The organism is Megasphaera massiliensis (assembly GCF_000455225.1).
GTDB lineage: Bacteria > Bacillota > Negativicutes > Veillonellales > Megasphaeraceae > Megasphaera > Megasphaera massiliensis.
Map to the genome: position 1 here is coordinate 28,016 of NZ_HF954538.1, position 16,137 is coordinate 44,152.

Sequence of the window (16,137 nt, forward strand, 5' to 3'; positions counted from 1 at the left end):
GGTTCATGAAATCCATGTTCATGAACCGGCTTTTTTATGTACAACCTTATTCGGCCGTTGTGTTGTTGACAACCTGTTTGCCTTTATAGTAGCCGCAAGTCGGGCATACGTGATGAGGCATCATTGCTTCGTGGCACTGCGGGCATTCAACGAAACCCGGTGCTGTCAATTTCCAGTTTGCGCGACGCATCTTCTGACGAGTCTGGGATAATCTGTTCTTTGGTACTGCCATGGTCTGCACCTCCTTAGATCACATGGTACGTTATTTCTAGCGCTCTTCTTTGGATCGTAATAATTGAGCCAAGACGTCGAGTCTCGGGTCAATATTGTCGGTAGGACAACTACAGGGTCCGTCATTCAGGTTTGCACCGCACTGCGGACAAAGTCCCTTACAGTCAGGCCGGCACAACACCCTCATAGGCTCGCTGAGGATCAACGTTTCTCTAATTGTCTCCGTCAAATCGATGTATTCCCCATTGTAGGGCAATACGTCCTCTGGAAGCCCTGCTTCCGTACCATAGACTTCAGACAGTGTTTCATTCCGATCCACCAATACCGGTGACAAGCATCGGCTGCAGGTGTAGCCGCCGGATACCCGTATGTTTCCATGTACAACGATATGATTGCCATCGAATCCATACGTCCCGTCGATAGCTACGGTGGCGTCTTTCCAAGGAAATTCGTCCACATCACCCAGTTCGGCAGCCGGACATTCAAAAGAGAAGGGAAATGACTTCCCCGCTTCTTTTAGTGCTTCTTCGACTTGTAGTTTCATATTTCTACCTCGACTATACTATTATATCTATCTGGTTAGGCTTTGTCAATTCTTTTTTCAGGCCCGATAAATTCCCGCAACAGGGAGTTTCGCGGTACGACGGAAGCGTCGACACCTTTAAAGGGACGAAGGAATTTCAACAGCCGCTGAGCCTCGGCATAGTGAACACTGTCCTTCTCGATGGATTCCAACAAGGGTTCGGCGTAGGGTTTCAGGACGGACAGTTCGTAAGGCAGGGCTGTATTGAAAATCTTGTCGGCATCTTCCTGGTAGGGATAGATGTTCTGTTCTTCTCCGCGGCGGACGTCGGCCCAAATATCCATAGTTGCCATGGGACCGCGGTCGCGGAACTGCTGATCCCGCACCATGCGCCGGATGATGCGCGTATCCGATGTAGAAATCCGGTTGTGGTCGTTGATCCGAATCTGGGTCAGGACGCCTAAGGAAATCTTTACCTTTTCATACCGCGGCAGCATATAGGTCAGGGAATCATTTAAGGCGTGGAGACCTTCTACGACAACCGGCTGCCCTGCTTCCAGGGTAACCGGCGTATCATCGAAGTACCGTTTACCGGTGACGAAGTCAAAACGAGCCAGCTTCACGGCCTTGCCTTGATTGAGGGCATCGATCTGCTGATTGAATAAGGGGACGTCGATGGCCCGAAGGGATTCAAAATCATAACTGCCGTCAGGATTTTTCGGCGTGTCTTCCCGATTATAGAAGTAGTCGTCGAGGGAGATTCCCAAGGGCCGCAGGCCGTTGACCCGCAAATGGGTCAGTAAACGCTTGCAGAACGTCGTCTTCCCGGCCGACGAGGGACCGGCGATGAGGACGACCTTTATTTTCGGACGGCGGCTGACGATATAGTCGGCAATCTGGCCCATTTCCTTTTCCTGCAGGGCTTCGGCGACATCGACCATGTCCTGAATCGTCCCGTTTTCGATATAGTGGTTCAAATCGTAGACGTATTCGCAGCGGACGATGCGTCCCCACTCTTCGGCATCCAAAAAGAGGCGGGCCATCTTAGGGATTTCCTTGTATTCCGGAAGTTCGTTGGGATTGCCCACAGTCGGCGTTTCCAAAATGACGCCCGGCGCATAAGGACGCAGGTTAAAGCAGGTCAAATAGCCCATGCTGGGAAGGAGCGGTCCCATATAGTAGTCGAAGGTCGGTCCGCACTGGTAGGCCAGGATATGGGTGACATCGACGTGCTTGAGCAGTTCCGCTTCCCGTTCCATATTGCGGTTGCGGCACATGGCCATGGCCGTTTCCGTACTGGCGATGACCTGGGAAATGGCTTCGTCCTGGTCGACGATTTCATGCATCCGCGTCTTAATCATTTCTACGTCGTGGAAGGTGACCGTATGGCCGATTTCCAACTCGCAGTACAAGGCTTTGCGCAGGGCATGCTTGACCAACACCTTGCCGTTGGGGTAGAGATCGCTGACGGCACGGACCAAGAGCAGGATGGCCGTCCGTATCAGGCATTGATTGCCTTCCATCGAATTAATCGGCAGCCAGTCGACATCGCCGTTTTGATCTACTTTTGTCTTGAGGCCGACACATTCATTATTATAGAGGGCAGCGGCAATGGGCATATCGCCGTTCGGGCCATATTCCTCGTAAACCTGCTGCAGCGTCGTTCCTTCTTTTACCTGGTAAGAAGTTCCCGACTTCACATCCTGTAAGGTAATCACAGGCATCAACCTCCCTTTCTATCGATGATGATGCTACCATTATAACATAATTTGAGACTTCCTGGCATTTTAACCCCACCGGCTTACCAAAAGGGAAGATTTTGAGCAAGAAAAAAGGGACGAGGCTAACTCCGACGGGCTATCTATGGTATAATGAGAAAATAAGGTTTTACCCTGCCCTAGAAAGGATATGCTATGAGAAAAAGAGTACTGACCCTGTGGGACGGCAAAGTAGTTCTGGCCTTGCTCATCCTTGCAGGCTGTATCATAACCGCCTTTAGCGCCTACCGCCAGATTTATGTGAAGATGCCCGATTACGCCGCCAAGCAGATCATCCGCTCCGTCCAGGACGGCGACGTCGAAACCTTCAGCCGCTATGTCGACCAAGAAGCCTTGACAGGTCAATTTTTTGATGCTCTTATCCTGCATAAGACGGCCCGTGAAGATCAGTCCCTGGTCCTGAGCGTCATCCATTCTCCCCTGCGTTCGGCCTTCGTCTCCGCAGCCGACCTGTATATTACCTGGACCCTGGCGGGAAACACCGATAACGAGCAGTACAACACCGTCGCCACCAGTCTCCGCAACACCTTGAAAAGCGCCGGCCTTTCCATTCCGATTTCTGGATGGCACCTCGATTCCGCCGACTGGAGCCATGACAATACGGTCACCTTTATCCTCTACAACGAGCAGCTCGACGCCTCCGTCCCCTGCACGGTCACCATGGAAAAGACGCCGGACGATACCTGGCGGATTACAGGCCTTGCCGATGCCAAGGGCTTTATCAGTGACCTGCAAGCCGTCATGAACCATGAACTCGACGCCTACAATAGACCGGTCCGGCAAAAAATAGACGCCCTATTGACCCTTCAAAATGTATCAGCCAAACTCGTATCCGACCAGGACAAAACCTTTCTCCGCCTGAGTTATACCCCGGTCTTTCATCAGGACCGAGAACAGATTGCTGCCATCAAAGCCGTCTATACCCTGCGCCGCAAGAGCGATGACGCCGTCCTCTATACGTCGCCCCTGCGACTGTCAACGTCGGCTGAAAGGAGCACCTATGAAAGTCAGTTTCTCCTCAATCCCTTGATCCCTTCGCAGTATGCCCTCATCCGTTCCGCCAATATCGACGATACGACGAGCATCCTGGAAGTCACGGCCATCACCCTCAAAGACGGGACAGAGCTGGCCATCGAAAATGACTTGCCGCAAAGCTACTGAATGACAACCGATATACAAAAAAATCGCCCGCCGTGGAAGAAAGATGGTTCCATCGGTCGGGCGATTTTCAGTATGACCTTAATAGCAGATTTCAATAATTTTCGGCTTAGACGATTCTTCTTTTGACAGCGAGCGGTCGAAGAGTTTTACGCCGACAGCGCCGATCATGAAACCGATGACACCGCCAATAACAGCGGTCTGAACGGTATCAAATCCTTGGGACAAGGCCAGGAAATGGCCGGCAAAAGCACCGGCAGCACAGACGAGCAACGGCATGACAAAACAGATAAACGCACCGATGACGATATTGACATCGCGGAATTCAAAGCGAACGTGCTGCCCCACTTTGACGCCTAACGGATCGACGGCCGTAACGACAATATTGTCAGCTCCGTCACAAGCGCCGCAGGCGATGCAATCGGAATGGCGGCCAACTTTGATTTCAGCGCTGCCAGCTTCTTTTATAGCGATAATGGTCCCTTCTTCAATCTTCATAAAATCCCCTTCTTTCTGCCCTTATTATAGCATGGGTTATTTTTTCAATCAATACTATTTTCGTGTACATTAAATAGAAAATAGGAATACAAAAAAGACTGCCAACCTCCTAAGGAGAAGGTCAGCAGCCGTTTCGATCAATGATTTTCTGCCGTTTCTAAGAGGAACTTCCGGAAGGGTTCTGCTAAATCAGGACGACGAAGGGCATATTCGACATTGGCCTTCAAAAAGCCCAGTTTATCGCCCACATCGTAGCGCTTTCCTTCAAAGCAGTAGGCATAGACAGCCTTCTGGCAGGCCAGGGTCTGCAAGGCGTCGGTGAGCTGGATTTCTCCGCCCTTCCCGGGCTTCGTATCCCGGAGGATATCGAAAATATCCGGCGTTACGATGTAGCGGCCTAAGACAGCCGTCCGGCTCGGCGCTTCTTCCACGGCCGGTTTTTCAATGACCTGCTGAACTTTCAGCACCGGTTTTCCCTCGACGGGAATCCCTTGGACGATACCGTAGGACGAAACCTTTTGCAGGGGAACTTCCTGGCATCCCAAAATCGTCGAGTCGAGTTCATTGTAAAGATCAATCATCTGCCGCAAGGCCGGGTTGGTATCGTTATAGACGACATCATCACCGAGAAGGATGGCAAAGGGTTCATCGGCAATGAACGATTGGGCACAGCGAATGGCATCGCCTAATCCGCGCATGTGTTTCTGCCGGATATAGTGGATATTGATTTCCGAAATACTGCGCACCATGTTGAGCAGTTTCGTTTTTCGACCTTCTTCAAGGTGCATTTCCAAGCCCGGATTGGTATCGAAGTGGTCCTCAATGGCCCTTTTGGCATGGCCGCTGATAATGAGGATTTCTTCAATACCGCTCTGCAGGGCTTCTTCCACGATGTACTGGATCGTCGGTTTATCGACGATGGGCAACATTTCTTTTGGCGTCGCCTTCGTGGCCGGCAAGAAACGGGTACCAAAACCGGCGGCGGGGATGACGGCTTTACGAATCTTTTTCACGCTAAAACTCCTTATTCAAACCAACGAGACAAGTCAAATTCTTCGCCAATGATTTCTTTGACGAATCCTTGGGCCAAGTAGAGACCTAACAGGGACAAGGTCGATACGCGCAGGAGCGAACTGTCCCAAATATCACCGAGGTCAGCCAGGACCGGCGAAATGTCTTCCATGATATCCAGGGCTTCTTCGCCGCTGAAATTAGCCGGGCGCTTTTTAGCCAGGCGCAGGATATGATCCTGAATATTCCTGTCGGTGAGGCCGGTCATGCGGAAGAACCGCTTGGCCATACTTTCATCGACCATAGCCAGTTTGACTAAGGGCGAATTAAAGGACTGAACGATGAACTCGTCGGAAAGGCGCATGCCCTTTAAGGCCTTGCGCAGTTCTTCTTCGGTAAAACCGCGGTAGCGGAACAGAAGCGGATAGGAATCGGACAGGATTTCTGCAAAGTGAGTTTCCTTCACTTCAAAGGCCGTGCAGTGCAGGTAGTCGAGCTGCTGATAATACGGCCGTTCCGTCGGGAATCCTTCCAGGAAGGGATAGATATACTTATCAATGTACTGGCAGAACGAGTCTTTGTCGACATTGTGAGAGTTTCGCGAATACAGGAACAATAAGAGGATCGCCAAAATCTGGTAATGGCTCTGAGACAGGTAAGGCATGACCTTCAGGGCATCGATGGCGACCAGGTGGCGCGTCGAAATGGGCGAACCGTTAATGATGTCGTAAAACGCCTGAAGGGCAATGGTGGCTACGTAGTCATCGGGGTGAGCGGCATAGGCCTTCTGGACGTTCTGCAAAGCTTCCTGAGCGATGAGGGGCGCCATAGCCTGCTGCCGTTCGGCATCCGTTTTACAGCCGATCTGGTCAAAGGCAGCGGACGTAATGTATTCGGTCTGCTGCTGAAGCTGTGGCGATACGACGCCGTATTGGCGCAAAAAGTGGGATACGCACTGGCGGACGACGGGCGATTCGACGGTGCTGTCCTGTTCCCAAAGAGACGGGCGATGCAAGTCACTGGAAGCCGGCGGCGTCCGCAGATCAAGGCCTGACGTACCGGATTCCCACGACGTCTGAGCCGGTTTGACGACAGGTTTGGCCTTTTCCTGAGACTTATGAGCCCGTACCGGCGGCATGACCATCGTTTCATCGGGCGTGTTTTTCTTGGCAGTTGTCGCAGCGTCGATATGGATCGGTTCCATGCGCTGGGTCTTTTCCAATTGGGACGCGACGGCTTTCATGCCTTCACTGACGACAGGTCCTTCTTTAGCCGGCATGTTCAGATCCGGTTTACGGAGAACCTGCGTTTCCTCAGAAACACGGCGTTCATCGGCGACGACCTTATCGGCCGCCGGAGCTTTTTCTTGAGGCCGTGCCGGTACAACCTTCACATCGGCCATCGGTTCCGCCTTAGCTGCAGCCGGTTCACTGCCGGCTGCGGCGCGAGTCTTTTCCGCCAAATCGGCAGAGACGACAGCGGCCATATCGGCTAAAGGGGCCTTTTCTTCTTTCGTATCGGATACGTCTTCCGACCACTGGCTCCGGCTGCCGCGGCTTTCGGTTTCGGCCTTGGCTGCAGCGACGGCATGACGAGCTCGTTCACGGCGTTCTCGACGCTGAGTCAGCTGCTGTTCCTGTGCTGCTCTTTCCTGTTCTTCCTGACGCTGGCGGGCCAATTTCGCTTCTTCTTCCCGAGCCTTATAGGCTACCGCTTCTTCCTTGTCCACCTTTTCCATGGCTTCCAGGATTTCATCGCGCGACAATACCTGCGTCGCATCGACGCTGTCGGCATTGGGGCCTCTCCGTACGGGCACAGAGGCTTCTCGATAGACGATTTTTCCATTGTGGCGGACCGCTTCGCCTTTCGTCGTGACGAAAGCCGTTTCTTCCGGGTGTTCCCGCCGCTCCCCAAGGGTCATTTTCGGAACCTGTGGCAAGGGTTCTGTATCTTCTTCGACTGCCACGTTCGGCAGTTGTCTGGCATGTTTAACTGTTGCCGGCCGGCGGTGCTGGACCTTCCGCGGCTGTGGTCCGCCGTCGTAGCGAGTCCGCGTCTTCGTCTTCCCGTTCTGGGTCTCCGTTTGGGGACTACTCTCGGATTTTTCCCCACTGGAATACAAAATATAACAAATTACAAAAAAGACGATTGCGATACCCGCTATAATAGCGTACGGCAAAAAGTTTGTCATGTCATCCTCTCCTCTATTTCATCAAACTTCTGTACCCATTGTAGCATAAGATGCTTGCCTGAGCTACTATATATTGGACTTTAATTCAAAACATTGCATAAATAGACAATAAACCATTTCTTTATCCTCACCCGCACCGAACTATGACGCCAAGGGGCCAAAAATAAAGAAAGAAAAACGGCACTGCCTCATAGACAGCGCCGTCAGATGCCGTCAATCAGCACCTTCGATACTGTTGAAATCTTTAGTTCATAGCGTCGTTCTGGACCGATGTCACCGCCGACGAGGTCGTGTCGTCAAGGGCGGCTGCATACAATCTCCGGTTCACAGTCTGTCCGGACGGTTCAGCCTTCGCCGTTTCATTCGAAGCGTCGACGCCGGGAACCTGGACGACAGACGTCTGTCCGGCAGGGACCATCGTTTCTAAGCGAACCCGGCCGGCACCGACGCGGCTGGAAAGTTCAGCCAGCGTGTCCTTACTTACAGGATGACGAACGGTAACGACGATCTGTTCATGGACGTAGTCCGGTACAGCACCGACGTAGTTTTGGACGCCTTCCTTATCGACGATGGTATGAATGGCCCGGTTCATGAGCTGGCTGTAATCGGCGTGGCTCAAGGAAACGCGGCGGATTTGAACGGCTTCAGGCTTCGACACATCGTCCTTAATCCGTTTCGTTAAGTACTTGCTCGGACTGCCTTTGATGCCGAGGACTAAGACATCGTTGTCCCAGTACATCGTCCCTCTTTGGAAATAAGCCAGGACCGAACCGTATTCGGCATTGATGGCCTTCATCACCTGGGTTTCAATCTGCACGTGAGACGTATAGTCGCCGTCAGAATGCATGAACCGATAAAATACCTGGGCCGCATCGGCTCGGGTCATCCCTTCTTTGGGTCGGAAATAGCCGTCGGCCGGCACCATGATATTCTTGCTGTGAAGGATGGCGACAGCTTGCGCATAAGCCGGAGACACCTGCGCTTCGTCGGCATAAGGCATCACTTCCTGATCCGGATCGGCCATGCGGCTATACTGCAGGTAACGGTAAATGACGTCAGCGAACTCTTCACGGCTTACCGGCGCTTCAGGCTGGAAGTTTCCGTCCTGATAGCCCGTCAAAATACCTTGAGCCGCAACGGCATTCATAGCATCACCGGCTGTCCCTTGGGAAACATCTTTTAACGCCGGCGCTCCCGGCTGAACTAAGGGGATGTTTCCGGCAACATTATACAGGAGCTGAGCTAATTCACCGCGGGTCAGGACCCGGTTGGGCTCAAAGGAGTTTCCCGTAATAAAAGTCAGGCACTGCGTATCATACAAGTAATCGACGGCCTGGCGGTCGGCCATGCTCCCCAAATCGGTGTACGGAGCATCGGCGAAAGCCGGGCTTGCCGAAAGGAGCATCGCAGCTGCCAAGAAGGCAGCGATTTTATGTCGTACCATGAGAGACCTCCTAGCTTACTGAATGACGATACGAAGGGCACTCCCCAGCGCTTTATTGAGGTTGTTCTGCGTTTCTTTCGAAATGGAAGGAACGGTGAGGATAACTTTTTCATTAAGGTAATCCGGTGCCGTCGTGACTGCAGCATCCGTCGATTCCGTAGCGCGATAAATCTTTTCGGCCTGGGCCATAATGTTCTTATAGTCATTGTAGCTGTACGTCGACTTCTGGACATAGACCGATTCAGCAGGAATATCCTTATCATCGGCAATGGCATCGGCTAATTTCTGGCGGTTCTTGACATCTTTTACACCGATGTGGAGTTTGTCGCCCTGCCAGTACATGATGCCGTCGTTGGCAAAAGCTTTGACCGAACCGTAGACGTCTTTAATATTGGTAAAGGCCTTAGCTTCCAAACCGTCCTGGCTCTGGTTGGTCACTTTGACGCCAGTCATGATGCGGTACAAGACGTTGACCGCTTCACCGCGGGTGACGTACTGTTTCGGGTTGAACATGTTGTAATTGCCGCCCTTCATATAGCCGGCAGCAGCCAAGGCATGGACGGCCTGGCGAGCCCACGTCGAAATCTTGGCTTCATCGGCAAAAGGAGCCGCACCTTCAACAGTGGTCATACCCTGATAAGTCATATAGTTATAGGCAATGACGGCAAATTCTTCACGAGTGATCCGCTGCTGCGGCTTAAAGGTACCGTTGCTGTAGCCGTTCATGATCTGTTTGTCAACGAGGGATGCAATGGCTCGTTCGGACCAGCGTCCTTTGACGTCACTGAATTTCGTCGTCTTCACCGTCGATTCCTTGCCGATCATATTGTCGATGACAGAGGCGGCTTCTTCACGGGTAATATCGTCGTTCGGACGGAACTGCCCGTTGGCAGCGCTGACATAATGGTTGTCATAAAAATACTGAATCGCATCTTTACCCCAATAATTACGGATATCGGTAATACCCGTGCCGGCAGCAAAAGCCGACGTGCTGAGAGCTGCGGTCAAGGCCGTCAGTACTACTAATTTTTTGTACTTTTTCATGATTCATTCGCTCCTATCTATATTGTCGTAAGGGCTACATCGATAACATGGCTGTAGTTTATATATCTTATTTATTTTATCACACCCGGCCTTATTAGGGAAGGCGCGGGCCCCTTTCGTCCCGATTAATAGGCGTCAAAGAAAGCCTGTATTTCAGAAAGGTCCTTCGTCCGACAGAGGGCCAGCTGCAAGAGAATCTTGGCTTTCTGCGGCGTCAGGGAATCAGCCGTCACCGTACCGTCGTAAGAAGGGACAGGTGTGACCAGGCCTCCCAGGGACCGGGCAGCCCGGACGACGACGAGGCCTTCTTCCATCAGCGGCTGCAGGGCCGTCCACACCGGGGCCGGCATCTTGCCGTGGCCGAGACCGGCCATGACCAACCCCTCTTTCCCCCGAGCCAGCTGCACGACGTCCTCAGCCCGAAGGCCGACATAGGCGTAGACGACGGCAACGGCCGGCAGGGTCAAGGGCGAAACCAAATCCGATGAAAAGGTATGCTGCCGCAGCGGTTTTTGATAAAGGCGGACCCGGCCGTCCTGCATATAGCCCAAACAGCCCAGTTGACGAGCCTTAAAGGTATCGACGTGGGTCGTATCCGTCTTTTCGACGAAACGGGCGCTGTGGATGACGCTGTTCATAACGATGACAACGCCGCAGTCGCCAAGGGCTGCATCGGCTGCGGCCTGAACGGCTTCCAAGAGATTCAAAGGGCCGTCGGCACTGATAGCCGTCGCCGGCCGCATGGATCCGGTAAGGACGACGGGCTTTCGAGTATGGACGGTAAGATTGAGATAATAAGCCGTTTCCTCCATCGTATCCGTCCCATGGGTGATGACGATGCCGTCGACGTCATCCCGGTCGGCCACTTCCTGCACGCGGGAAGCCAAGGCCTGCCACAGGGCTTCGGTCATATCGGAGCTGTCAATATTGACGAACTGTTCGCCTTTTACCTCAGCATAGTCACCCACAGCCGGTACGGCATCCAGCAGTTCTCCAATCGAAGTCTTGCCGGCTTCATATCCGGTCAGGTCATCGGCGGACGCGGCTTTACCGGCAATCGTCCCGCCGCAGGCTAAGACATAAATCTTTCTTTTTCCCATCATCGTTCCTCCTCTGAGGTGATTATTTTTTAGTATATTTCTTTCTGCGAATCTTTCTTATGGACGCGAATAAGGACGACTTCCGGCGGCGGACCGATTCGGAACAAGGCGCCCCAGGCACCGTAGCCGCTGGAAACCATAGCCGTCATCTTACCGAACGTGCGGGTCCCGTAATCAAGGGCAAAGAGGCGGCTCGTCACCAGCCGATTCGGCCAAAACTGTCCGGCATGGGTATGGCCGCTGACGTGAAGGTCCCAGCCGGCTTCAGCAGCCTGATGGATGTGCATCGGTTCATGTTCCATAAAAATCGAAAAATCTGCCTCATCAGCCTTCCGTACCGGTGCTGCCGGAGCGATGTAATAGTCTTCCCGACCAAAGAGGCTCACGCCCGGAATAGGCGTCACGACGTCACCGTTCAGGACCTGAACGCCGTAGCGGCCTAAGGTTTCTGCTTCTAAGGCCAGGTTTTCCCCGTACGTATCGTGATTACCCATGACGGCAAAGACACTGGCCGGCGCTTTAAGGCCTTCAAACCCGGAAAAACTGTCTTCTCTTAAGACGTACTGTAAGTCACCGTCGATGATATCGCCGCCCATGAGGACCATATCGGGCCGGCAGGCGTTGACGTCCCGCGTCAATTGGCGGCTAAAGGACGTCCCCAGGACAGCACCCAAGTGAATGTCGCTGACGAAGGCAATGGAAAAGTCGCGGTCAATAGCCTTGTCGGTCTCGATATCGACGGTCCGCACGACCTGATGATGGCCGATCCAGGCTCCGACAGCCAAGAGCAGCCAAGTGAACCCAAAAGCAAAGGCGCTGTAATAGACGGAAACCGTCCCCTGCCAAAGGTCATCGTGGCCCATGAGCTGTGTGACAATCCACAACAAGAGCCCCGGAATGAGGAGCATCGTCGCATAGTAAGAAAAGGAAAACCAATAGCCGGCAAAGCGGGTCAGCCCCCGCGTTATAACTGGCGGCAGCACCTCGGAAAAGACGTACGGTATGACATACAGAATTGGCAGTACCATAAAGAGTGCCAAAAGAGGCATCTCCGGAACGGGCAGACTATGGCGAAAGAGAGCCCATTGACCGAGTACCGACAGTTCACCAATGAAAGCCAGGATCAAATAAAAATAATGGCGTTGTTTCACGGCATTTCCCCCATTCGTATACTCCAATAAATCATGTCATCTTATCATAAAAATTTCCACGGCCCCTGTCAAGGCAAGCACCTAAAAAGCCGAAAAAAAACAACAACGGCAAGGACGAAATACGCCCGGCCCCATCCGAAAGGATAAGAAGCGAAGCGTCCGCGTCCATGCGGTTGTTGTTTTGTGTTCCATAGGATTCCTTATGCCTTCAGTTCCTGATTGAGCCAGGCTGCGGCATCGCCCATCATATTAGTCGTGACGAAGTGGCCGAGGCCGTCGTAAACGACGGACTGAGTCTTTACATCGCTGTGCTGAGCCAGCTTTTCAAGATAGAGTTCCTGAGCGGCTCCATCGACGACATCGTCGGCACCGCCGCGAAGAGACAAGAGAGAACGGCCGATGAGGCGGTCCATATGCTGATAAGGATCCATAGCGGCAAACTGCATCTGCAAGAAGTGGTAGGACCTCGGCTTTTCGATGTGAAGGGACGAGCGGAAACGCCGTTCCGATTCTTCCCACCAGCCGGAGCCGTTCATGACGATGGCTGTCTTGAACTCTTTAAACAGGCTCCAAGCCCCGACAGCCGTAAAGCCGCCCATGGAATGACCCATGACAGCCAGAGGCGTATTGGGCCAATGTTCTGCAATATATTCCAGCATGAGGGGTACTTCCATCATGTTTTGGAAGATCGTCTGCCAAAAATCAGCATAGACGGCCTTGCTTTCATAGTCAAGAGTGCCGCGATGGCCGTGGTTGACGGCATCGGGAATGATGACATCGTATCCGTAAGAGGCCAAGATACGGCCGCGGACGGCCTGAAATTCCTTCTGCGACGACCAGCCGTGATAAAACAAGACGACGCCTTTTGCTTTTTCCCCGGATGTAATAACGAGACCGGGAATCCCTTTGAGACCAACTTCTCTTTCTTCAATCATCTATGGTTAAATCCTCTCTATTTTTTTATAAATCCCTTGCGGTGCGCCAACGGTTCCTGCCAGATTTCCGACCAGACAAAACCGGCATAGAGTTCTCTCGCTTGGGGCGTAAGACCGCTCCAAGGGGCAGGACGGACGCGCTGGGGCACGACGACCGGCACAGACTTGGGACGCTCTGCAGCGACCCGTGGCGGCACCATCTTTTTCGGAAGCGCCGGTTCCGGTTCATCGGGGAAATTCATATTATCCCAACCCTCATCCCAATCGGGAAAGGACGGTTCCGGCACTGTCGGTTCCGGTGCTTCCATCTTTGGGGCCGGGGCCGGCTTACGCCGGGGCGGTACGGGAATGGGTCCCTTGCTCCGCGGGTACTTTCGCTTGCGGCGCAAGAGGTCCGGCAGGACCCCCATCAAGACGACGACGATAATCATCCATACAAGATCCATGGTCATCACCTACTGTTCCGAATGGCTTCCATCGTGATGGTCGTGGTGATCATCCTTTACGGTCGACGCCGACTGGGTCTTAGGCACGCCGGCCTGAGCGACAGCCGTACGCATATCCGTATCGGCCATGATATTCTTCATATTGTAATAGTCCATGACGCCTAATTTACCTTCACGCAAAGCCTGGGACAAGGCCAGGGGAACTTCGGCCTGGGCTTCGACGACCTTGGCCTGCATTTCCTGGGTATAAGCCTGCATTTCCTGTTCCTTGGCAACAGCCATGGCACGCCGTTCTTCGGCCTTTGCCTGGGCAATCTGCTTGTCGGCTTCAGCCTGGTCGGTCTGGAGGCGGGCACCGATATTGCGGCCTACGTCGACGTCGGCAATATCGATGGACAAGATTTCAAAAGCCGTCCCGGCATCAAGGCCCTTATTGAGGACGGTCTTACTGATTTTGTCCGGGTTTTCCAACACTTCAGAATGGTCCTGAGCCGAACCGACACTGGTGACGATACCTTCGCCGACACGGGCGATGACCGTCGCTTCCCCGGCACCGCCGACGAGGCGGTCGATGTTGGCGCGAACCGTAACCCGGGCCCGAACTTTCAATTCAATCCCGTTTTGGGCAACAGCCGAAATAAAAGGCGTTTCGATGACCTTCGGATTGACGCTCATCTGAACGGCTTCCAAGACGTCGCGGCCGGCCAGGTCGATGGCGCAGGCCCGTTCAAACGTCAGGGACATGGTCGCCCGATGCGCGGCGATGAGGGCATCGACGACGCGGTCGACATCACCGCCGGCCAGGTAGTGGGCTTCGAGCTGATTGACGTTGACGTCGAGGCCGGCCTTATTGGCCTTGACCAAGGGCAGGATGATCTTAGACGGGATGACCCGGCGCAGACGCATGCCGATGAGGTTGACGATGCCTACGGAGACACCGGCAGCCATGGCCGAGATCCACAATCCGATGGGCACGAAGTGCAAGAATAAGGCGATGACGACAACGGCCAAAGCAATGATGAAAATGGGAACGGCTAGAAAAGATACAAGACTCATAAGGCAGAATGCTGCGCAAAACACAGTCCGCAGAGACGCGTGCGGACACGGTGAACCCTTCTGTGCTGCAGAGGCCGCAGCAAACTTCGCCACCTTTCTCTTTTCACACGAACCATACGGCCCGAGTGCCTCTGCCATTCCTCGGGCAGCTCCTTCCTCACGGGGAAGGCATTCCTATTCTGAAAGCTTTAACTATAATATATACCGTTTATACATAGTTTTATTATAGCTCACTTTGTCACTTTATTCCATCTCAATCCTTCAGATGGCGTTCCGGCTCCGGTTCGACGACGATGCGGCCGCCTTCGACACTGATGACACGGACCGTGACGTCGCGGTCGATGAAAGAGCCGTTGGCTACGGCATCGACGCGTTCCTTGCCGATGCGTATCGTCCCGGACGGACGCAGAATGGTAATCGTCGTCCCCCGTTCATAGAGGTAGCGGCTGTAGTCTTCCTGAGACGTATAGCCCTTCTCCTTGGTCGAACGATTCTTAAGGGTCAATTTATCAAAGAGGGAGCTCTTGGGTAAATGACGGCCCAAGAAATAAAAGACTATGAGCGCCAAAACGGTCCCGCCGGCCAGGATATAGATTGACTCATACGTCGCCCCGAGCATAAAGAACAGGCTGCCGAACAAGAGGACGACGCCGGCCAAGCCGAAAATGCCGATGCCCGGAGAGGCCAATTCAAGGCCGATGCACAACAGACTGACTAAAAAGGCAGCGATAATTTTGAGATCTGCCACCAAGGGTTCATTGCCGGAGTAGAGTAAGAGTCCGCCAAAGACGAAGGCTGTAGCAATGCCGGCGCCGATACCGGCCATCTTGATTTCGGCCAAGAGGGCGGCGATGATCAAGGCGACGAATAAGGTTCGTACATAGGGATTTTGTAAAATACCGATCATGTCATCACGCCAATCTTTATCTACGTAAATAGTCTGTGCATCGCCAAGGCTGTAAAGGGCCAAGGCGTCGGACAAGGTATCGGCCGAACCGTCCGATACGTTCAGTTCCTTAGCCTGACTATCGGACAAGGCCAGGATTTTTCCCGGATCGGCATAGCCCGGATAGCCCTTGGTCTTATCGACCATGGCTTCGGCAACACCGGGATTGTGGCCGGTCTGGGCAGCTGTCGCACTGAATTCAGCTTTTAAGGCGGCGATGTTTTTCTCCGTGTCGGGAATCGGTTCAGCCGCACCGATGCTGCTTCCCGGTGCCATGATGATATGGCGGCTCGACAAGGCGATGAGGGCGCCTGCCGACCAGGCCCGCGACGTAATATAGGCGATGACCGGCACGTCAGAGGCCATGATCATATCCCGTATCTTTAAGGCACTGTCGACGCGGCCGCCTAAGGTGTTGATAGGAATGACGACGGCCGTATCGCCGTTTTCTTCAGCCTGGCGCAGCCCTCGCTGAATAAAGGCCACCTGACTGCCGTCGATGTCGCCGGAAATGGGCAGCACGCGGACCGTATCGGCCTGCACCGACGCCGCCGGCAGGGCAGCTGTCAGCGAAAACATAAGGACCAAGGCGGTTATCATACGCAATACAAAAGTCATTCCCTCA

Annotated in this window: 15 protein-coding genes; 1 reads left to right on the forward strand and 14 read right to left on the reverse strand. The window is 53.4% G+C overall.

The features are described 5' to 3' along the window. Positions 1 to 46: 46 nt before the first annotated feature. The 3 genes from rpmF to TX77_RS10140 are packed head-to-tail and all read right to left on the reverse strand — an operon-like array spanning position 47 to position 2,472. Positions 47 to 232, reverse strand: coding sequence for a 50S ribosomal protein L32 (rpmF, locus tag TX77_RS10130; RefSeq protein WP_044504966.1), 186 nt, complete (start codon positions 230 to 232; stop codon positions 47 to 49). Positions 233 to 268: 36 nt separating this feature from the next. Continuing rightward, entirely contained in the window at positions 269 to 775 is a 507-nt protein-coding gene (locus TX77_RS10135) for a YceD family protein (RefSeq protein WP_044504967.1), read from the reverse strand. A gap of 35 nt (positions 776 to 810) precedes the next feature. Further along, positions 811 to 2,472, reverse strand: a complete 1,662-nt coding sequence (locus TX77_RS10140; protein ID WP_044504968.1) for a nucleoside kinase — start codon at positions 2,470 to 2,472, stop codon at positions 811 to 813. 195 nt (positions 2,473 to 2,667) lie between these two features. Between TX77_RS10140 and TX77_RS10145 the strand changes: the two genes are divergently transcribed. Further along, positions 2,668 to 3,693 carry a hypothetical protein gene (locus tag TX77_RS10145; RefSeq protein WP_044504969.1) on the forward strand — a complete coding sequence of 342 codons (1,026 nt, stop codon included), beginning with the start codon at positions 2,668 to 2,670 and terminating at the stop codon, positions 3,691 to 3,693. Between the two features lie 78 nt (positions 3,694 to 3,771). Here the strand turns inward: TX77_RS10145 and TX77_RS10150 are convergent, their stop codons facing one another. The 11 genes from TX77_RS10150 to TX77_RS10200 all read right to left on the reverse strand — a co-directional run bounded on the left by TX77_RS10150 (position 3,772) and on the right by TX77_RS10200 (position 16,130). Next, positions 3,772 to 4,188 carry a SoxR reducing system RseC family protein gene (locus TX77_RS10150; RefSeq protein ID WP_044504970.1) on the reverse strand — a complete coding sequence of 139 codons (417 nt, stop codon included), beginning with the start codon at positions 4,186 to 4,188 and terminating at the stop codon, positions 3,772 to 3,774. A gap of 137 nt (positions 4,189 to 4,325) precedes the next feature. After that, a complete protein-coding gene (gene galU / locus TX77_RS10155; protein WP_044504971.1) occupies positions 4,326 to 5,201 on the reverse strand; it encodes a UTP--glucose-1-phosphate uridylyltransferase GalU in 876 nt (291 codons plus the stop codon). A gap of 11 nt (positions 5,202 to 5,212) precedes the next feature. Further along, positions 5,213 to 7,390: an LPO_1073/Vpar_1526 family protein gene (locus TX77_RS10160; protein ID WP_044504973.1), complete on the reverse strand. Its 2,178-nt coding sequence runs from the start codon at positions 7,388 to 7,390 to the stop codon at positions 5,213 to 5,215. 244 nt (positions 7,391 to 7,634) lie between these two features. Continuing rightward, entirely contained in the window at positions 7,635 to 8,834 is a 1,200-nt protein-coding gene (locus TX77_RS10165; RefSeq protein WP_044504974.1) for an S-layer homology domain-containing protein, read from the reverse strand. Between the two features lie 15 nt (positions 8,835 to 8,849). Then, a complete protein-coding gene (locus TX77_RS10170) occupies positions 8,850 to 9,878 on the reverse strand; it encodes an S-layer homology domain-containing protein (RefSeq protein WP_044504976.1) in 1,029 nt (342 codons plus the stop codon). 125 nt (positions 9,879 to 10,003) lie between these two features. Further along, positions 10,004 to 10,981: an asparaginase gene (locus TX77_RS10175; protein WP_230198111.1), complete on the reverse strand. Its 978-nt coding sequence runs from the start codon at positions 10,979 to 10,981 to the stop codon at positions 10,004 to 10,006. A gap of 26 nt (positions 10,982 to 11,007) precedes the next feature. Further along, a complete protein-coding gene (locus tag TX77_RS10180; protein ID WP_044504980.1) occupies positions 11,008 to 12,129 on the reverse strand; it encodes a metallophosphoesterase in 1,122 nt (373 codons plus the stop codon). A 200-nt stretch (positions 12,130 to 12,329) separates the two neighbouring features. Continuing rightward, positions 12,330 to 13,064, reverse strand: coding sequence for an alpha/beta fold hydrolase (locus tag TX77_RS10185; RefSeq protein WP_044504981.1), 735 nt, complete (start codon positions 13,062 to 13,064; stop codon positions 12,330 to 12,332). A gap of 17 nt (positions 13,065 to 13,081) precedes the next feature. After that, a complete protein-coding gene (locus TX77_RS10190; protein WP_044504982.1) occupies positions 13,082 to 13,510 on the reverse strand; it encodes a hypothetical protein in 429 nt (142 codons plus the stop codon). 9 nt (positions 13,511 to 13,519) lie between these two features. Then, on the reverse strand, positions 13,520 to 14,566 hold the full coding sequence (floA, locus tag TX77_RS10195; protein WP_044504983.1) for a flotillin-like protein FloA: 1,047 nt from the start codon (positions 14,564 to 14,566) through the stop codon (positions 13,520 to 13,522). A 253-nt stretch (positions 14,567 to 14,819) separates the two neighbouring features. Further along, positions 14,820 to 16,130 carry an NfeD family protein gene (locus tag TX77_RS10200; RefSeq protein WP_044504984.1) on the reverse strand — a complete coding sequence of 437 codons (1,311 nt, stop codon included), beginning with the start codon at positions 16,128 to 16,130 and terminating at the stop codon, positions 14,820 to 14,822. Positions 16,131 to 16,137 lie beyond the last annotated feature (7 nt).